The organism is Anaerotignum sp., from assembly GCF_031981185.1.
Lineage (GTDB): Bacteria > Bacillota > Clostridia > Lachnospirales > Anaerotignaceae > Chakrabartyella.
Window position 1 is genome coordinate 7,611 of record NZ_DALYUL010000029.1, and the last position, 5,037, is coordinate 12,647.

The 5,037-nt window shown below is 38.1% G+C and carries 3 protein-coding genes and 1 pseudogene; all 4 read right to left on the minus strand.

Features of this window, described 5'->3' with window-relative positions; genetic code table 11:
* Positions 1-1,341: hydroxylamine reductase (hcp, locus tag RTK36_RS14025; protein ID WP_312047865.1), on the minus strand; the 1,341-nt coding region annotated here is incomplete at its 3' end.
* 247 nt (positions 1,342-1,588) lie between these two features.
* Positions 1,589-2,980, minus strand: a complete 1,392-nt coding sequence (locus RTK36_RS14030; protein WP_312047866.1) for a GntP family permease — start codon at positions 2,978-2,980, stop codon at positions 1,589-1,591.
* Positions 2,981-3,218: 238 nt separating this feature from the next.
* A complete protein-coding gene (locus RTK36_RS14035; RefSeq protein WP_442871359.1) occupies positions 3,219-3,944 on the minus strand; it encodes an enoyl-CoA hydratase-related protein in 726 nt (241 codons plus the stop codon).
* A 121-nt stretch (positions 3,945-4,065) separates the two neighbouring features.
* A pseudogene (locus RTK36_RS14040) lies at positions 4,066-5,037 on the minus strand (3-oxoacid CoA-transferase); the annotation flags it as partial.

The following is a 5,037-nucleotide window of genomic DNA, read 5'->3' on the forward strand; positions in this document are numbered from 1 at the left end:
AAAGCCTGCTACTGTTCCCAAATCAAGCTTATTGAAACGGAATTTACCGCAGGCCAATGTTAGTATAATTGTGTCTTTAGGGGTTTTTTCTGCGAACTCTGTATAATAATTTCTACCTGGTCTTGCTCCATCGCAACCGCCGATTAAGAAGAAATGCTTAATTTTACCACTTTTTACTGCATCAACAATTTCGTTGGCGTGACTTAAAATCGCATGATGGGCAAAACCTATTGTAATTCTTTTTTCTGGTTCATCTTCCTGCCAGCCCTTAAGCTCCAATGCCTTCTCGATGATTGGTGTAAAATCTTTTTTACCATTGACCTCATCAATATGGGGACAATCGGGCATCCCCACAATGCTTGTTGTAAACAATCTATCTTTATAACTATCCCTTGGCTTCTGTACACAGTTGGTAGTCATTAAAATACATCCTGGTATTCCGTCAAACTCCTCCTGTTGTTTCTGCCATGCCCCACCATAATTTCCAACTAAATGTTTATATTTCTTTAATTCTGGGTAGGCATTTGCAGGAAGCATTTCACAATGGGTATAAATATGAATGCCCTTTCCTTCTGTTTGTTCTAGTAATTCTTTTAAATCCTTAAAATCATGACCCGAAACAATAATAAATGGGCCTTTTTTCTTTGTAATCAAAACCTGTGTTGGTTCTGGGTTACCATATGCCCCTGTAACAGCTGAATCTAACACTTCCATACATTTTATATTTGTTTTCCCAAGTTCCATATTTAGGTTAAACAAATCTTCAACACTTAGGCCATCATCAATTGTGCCAGATAAACCTTTATAGAAGAAATTATTTACTTCATCATCAAATTTGCCAAGAATATATGCATGATGGGCATAAGCAGCCATACCTTTAAAACCATAAATCAGCAATTCCCTTAATGCACGAATATCCATGTCTAAGGTTTCATCAGCCATAATACCTATTTTTTTTGCATCTTCCAACATCCCCTCCATAGTATCTGGAGCTTTGTATTTTGCAGCTTCTGGCACATTCATGATATCGCCAATAGCCTTCCTCAATTCCTCTTTTATTTCCTCAGCCTTTTTCACATATTCTACAAATCTTGTTGGATCAAAATTTACATTCGTCAGTGTTGAAAACATGCCATCAACAACAAATTTATTGATTTCGCTTCGAATTTTTAAACCTTTTTCTAAATTTTTCTGACCATAAAATCCAATTCCCTTTAATTCATGAATCAATACATCTTGTAAGTTTGCAACCGTAGGATTTTTTCCACACACACCTGATTTCACGCAACCTTTTCCACCTAATGTCTGTTCGCACTGATAACAAAACATTGAATTTTCCATTAGTCAACCTCCTTGTCGTTATTCCGATCTAATTTAGTTTTCCAAAATTAGGTGGGACTATTCCAATAAAGCTTAAAAAATCAATATAACCTCAAAAATCCTTTGAAATATGATGTACACAGAGTTAAATAATAACCCCAAATCTAAAAAAACAAAAAGCTGTCGCCTACAAATTCTGATTGAATTGTAGAACGACAGCTTTTTTTAATGTTTTTTAACTATTGTATTTTGTTACTCAATCTACTTGTTAAACAATACCCAGAGATCCTAATGCAATTATCGCAATTGCAGCAATCGTAGGGATAACTACTGTAACCATACCAAGATGCGCATAACTCTCTTTATGTGTCATACCTGTGATACCAAGAAGTGTTATTACTGCACCATTGTGAGGTAAACTATCCAGACCACCGCAAGCAACAGCAGCAACTCTATGAAGAACCTGAATGTCGATACCTCTTGCCATAGCTTGATCTATAAATGTCTGTCCAAATGCTTCAAGGGCAATACTTACACCACCAGAAGCGGAACCTGTGATACCTGCAAGAACCGAACTAGAAATAGCTGTTGTAACAAGAGGGTTTGAAGATATGCCCATTAATGCACCACCAACAATACCAAAGGCAGCGAGGGTTTTGATAACGTTACCATAACCAACTTCACTGGCAGTGTTCATAATAGCAAGGAAAGATCCCTGAACACCCTCTTTAAGTGTAGACATGATGCCTTTTTCAAATCGCTTTACGTTTAACGAAATTGCAAAAGCGATTGCAACAATTAAAGATAAAATCAAGCTCCAGTTTCCAAGAACTGCAGAAGGAGCAATATTATACTTGTCCTGCAAATAGCCAAAATCCATACCAGGGAAAACAACCTTAGAAAGAACAAAGTTACCAATTAATACAATTAAAATTGGAATAATAGCTGTACCAAAACTAGGTAAATTATTTGAATCTACAGTGTTTAAGTTTTCATTAGGATGATTACCATAACCTTCGCCAACTTTTTTCGCTTTTGTAGCTCTTGAAATAATATAAAGAGTACCCCCAAAGAACATAATCAGTGCTGCTACAATACCTAAAACAGGTGCAGCAAAAAGGTCAGTACCTAAATATTTCATTGGGATTGCATTCTGAATCTGTGGTGAACCAGGCGGAGCTGACATAGAGAAAGTAAGGGGACACATACCAATGGTAGCTGGTAACAATCTCTTTGGAATATCTGCTTCTCTAAATAAAGCAGCACCAATTGGATAAAGGGCGAATGCTGCAACGAACATGGAAACACCACCATAAACGATGATACCACCAGCAATTACGATTGCCCAAATTTCTTTACCTTTACCAACTTTTTTTGCAATGAACATAGCGATGGAGTTCGCTGTTCCCGTATCATCCATTACCTTACCAAACAACGCACCTAATAAGAATACAGGATAGTAGTTCTTAACGTAGTTTGCGGCATTAGTCATAAATGTTTCTGTGTATGTAGCCAAAAGATGAACTTCCCCACCATCAAAAAGGGAAAAAGTTGTTGCAAGCAGAGCCAAAATAGGTGCCAAAAGAATAACTGACCAACCTCTATACGCGAGATAAATCAAAAGGCACAATGATATTAAAATACCTATAAATCCAATCATTTTTAATCCTCCTAAATTATGATAGAAAACCACAAACCCCCAAAATTTTTCTTCTTCCCTAATCCCCCTTTCGAGAATATTTTCTATTCTGTTTAATTTTTTTATTTAAATACGCAAGTCGCAGACTTTGCGCAAAAAATTGAGTATGAATTCATTTTGCTATGTATGTTTTATTATGAAGTTTCTAATGCGCAAGAATCCCGGGTTATCCTGCGCAAAAAGAAGTTAAGCGAATTGATTATTTGCCAATAAATTTAGCAGGTCTTTTTTCAAGGAAAGCCGCAACGCCTTCAACCTTATCAGCTGTTGAAAACAGAAGGCCTGTTACATCTCTTTCAAGCTCAAGGGCATTGTCCAAGTCCATTTCCTTGCCTCTGTTGATTGCAACCTTACACATGGAAATTGCTTTTGGTGCCTTTGTAAGAATAGTAGCCATCATTTCTTTTGCAGAAGAAAGCAATTCTTCAGGGGCAACCACTTTGTTTACAAGTCCGATGGCAAGAGCTTCATCAGCTTTCACCTGTCTAGCTGTATAAATAAGTTCTTTTGCAACACCGTAAGCTACCAGTCTTGTTAAACGCTGTGTTCCGCCAAAACATGGCATAATTCCTAGGTTTACTTCCGGCTGTCCGAAAACTGCTTTTGTGCTGGCAATTCGAATATCACAAGCCATAGCAACTTCGTTTCCGCCACCAAGAGCATAGCCATTTACAGCGGCAATAACTGGTTTTTCAAGTCTTTCTATAGAACTACAGCACATTTGTCCAAGTTCGGAACAATCTCTTCCGCCCAAAGCATCTAGGGGAACAAACTGTGTAATATCCGCACCTGCAATAAAGCCCTTGCCTTCTGCTGTGATGATTACACCATTGATAGATTCATCTGCGCCAATACATTCCATAATTTGAATCATTTCCTGCATGGTTTCAGCATTGAGCGCATTCAGTGCTTTGGGTCTATTCATTGTTAAAATAGCAACCTCGCCCTCGATCTCAATAATAATGTTTTTAATGCTTTCTTTCAGTTCTGCTAATTTCAATTATGACATCTCCTCTGTTTAATTTTAAATTACTTAGATTTAGTAGTTATTTGCCTAGACCCATAGGTTCTTCCTTGAAGATTCTCTCGTCCATAAGCTGAACTTCCTTCTCCATTTTAGGAACAAATCCCATTAGATCGATAATCTGTGTTTGAATATCAATTCCGGGAGCAACTTCAATCAGATGCACGCCATCTTGTCTTAGTTCAAAAACAGCTCTTTCCGTTATGTACATAACAGGCTCATTGGTTTTGTTTGCGAATTTACCGCTAAAAGTGATATGCTCCACGGCATTAACAAACTTTCTTTCGGCCCCTTCTTTTGTAATAAGCATTTTGCCGTTTTCTACTGCTGTTTTTAAGCCGCCTGCCATAAATGTCCCACAGAAAAATACTTTTTTTGCATTCTGTGTAATATTAATAAATCCGCCACAACCTGCAATTCTTGGACCAAACTTGCTTACATTTACATTTCCGTCGCCATCTGTTTGTGCAAGACCAAGGAAAGCAAGATCTACACCACCGCCGTCATAAAAGTCAAATTGGTATGGCTGATCCAAAACACAATCCGCATTAATACTGCCGCCAAAGCGTGTACCACCTTGAGGAATTCCACCCACCGGACCAACTTCAACGGTAAGTGTCATAAAATCGCCGATACCCTCTTCATTGGCCACAGCAGAAACGTATTCAGGAGCACCAATTCCCAAATTAACAACAGTGTCCTTTTTCAACTCCATTGCTGCACGTCTTGCTATTATTTTTTTTGCATCCAATTTCAATGCGCTAATGCTATCTGTTGGAACACGAATCTCGCCGGAAAGGCTAGGGTCATACTTGCCATTGAGACACTGCTGATGTTCTTCTTCTTTGGATAAAACAATGCCATCCACATAAATACCGGGGATTTTTACAAGCTTTGGATCCAATGTGCCCCCACGAACAATAGTTTCCACCTGAACAATGACCTTTCCACCGCTATTCTTTGTAGCTTGTGCCAAAGAAGTAACTTCAAATGG

Coding starts and splice junctions, on each gene's coding strand:
- RTK36_RS14030 (WP_312047866.1), bottom strand. CDS start 2,980: ATGATTGGATTTATAGGTATTTTAATATCATTGTGCCTTTTGATTTAT.
- RTK36_RS14035 (WP_442871359.1), bottom strand. CDS start 3,944: ATGAATAGACCCAAAGCACTGAATGCGCTCAATGCTGAAACCATGCAG.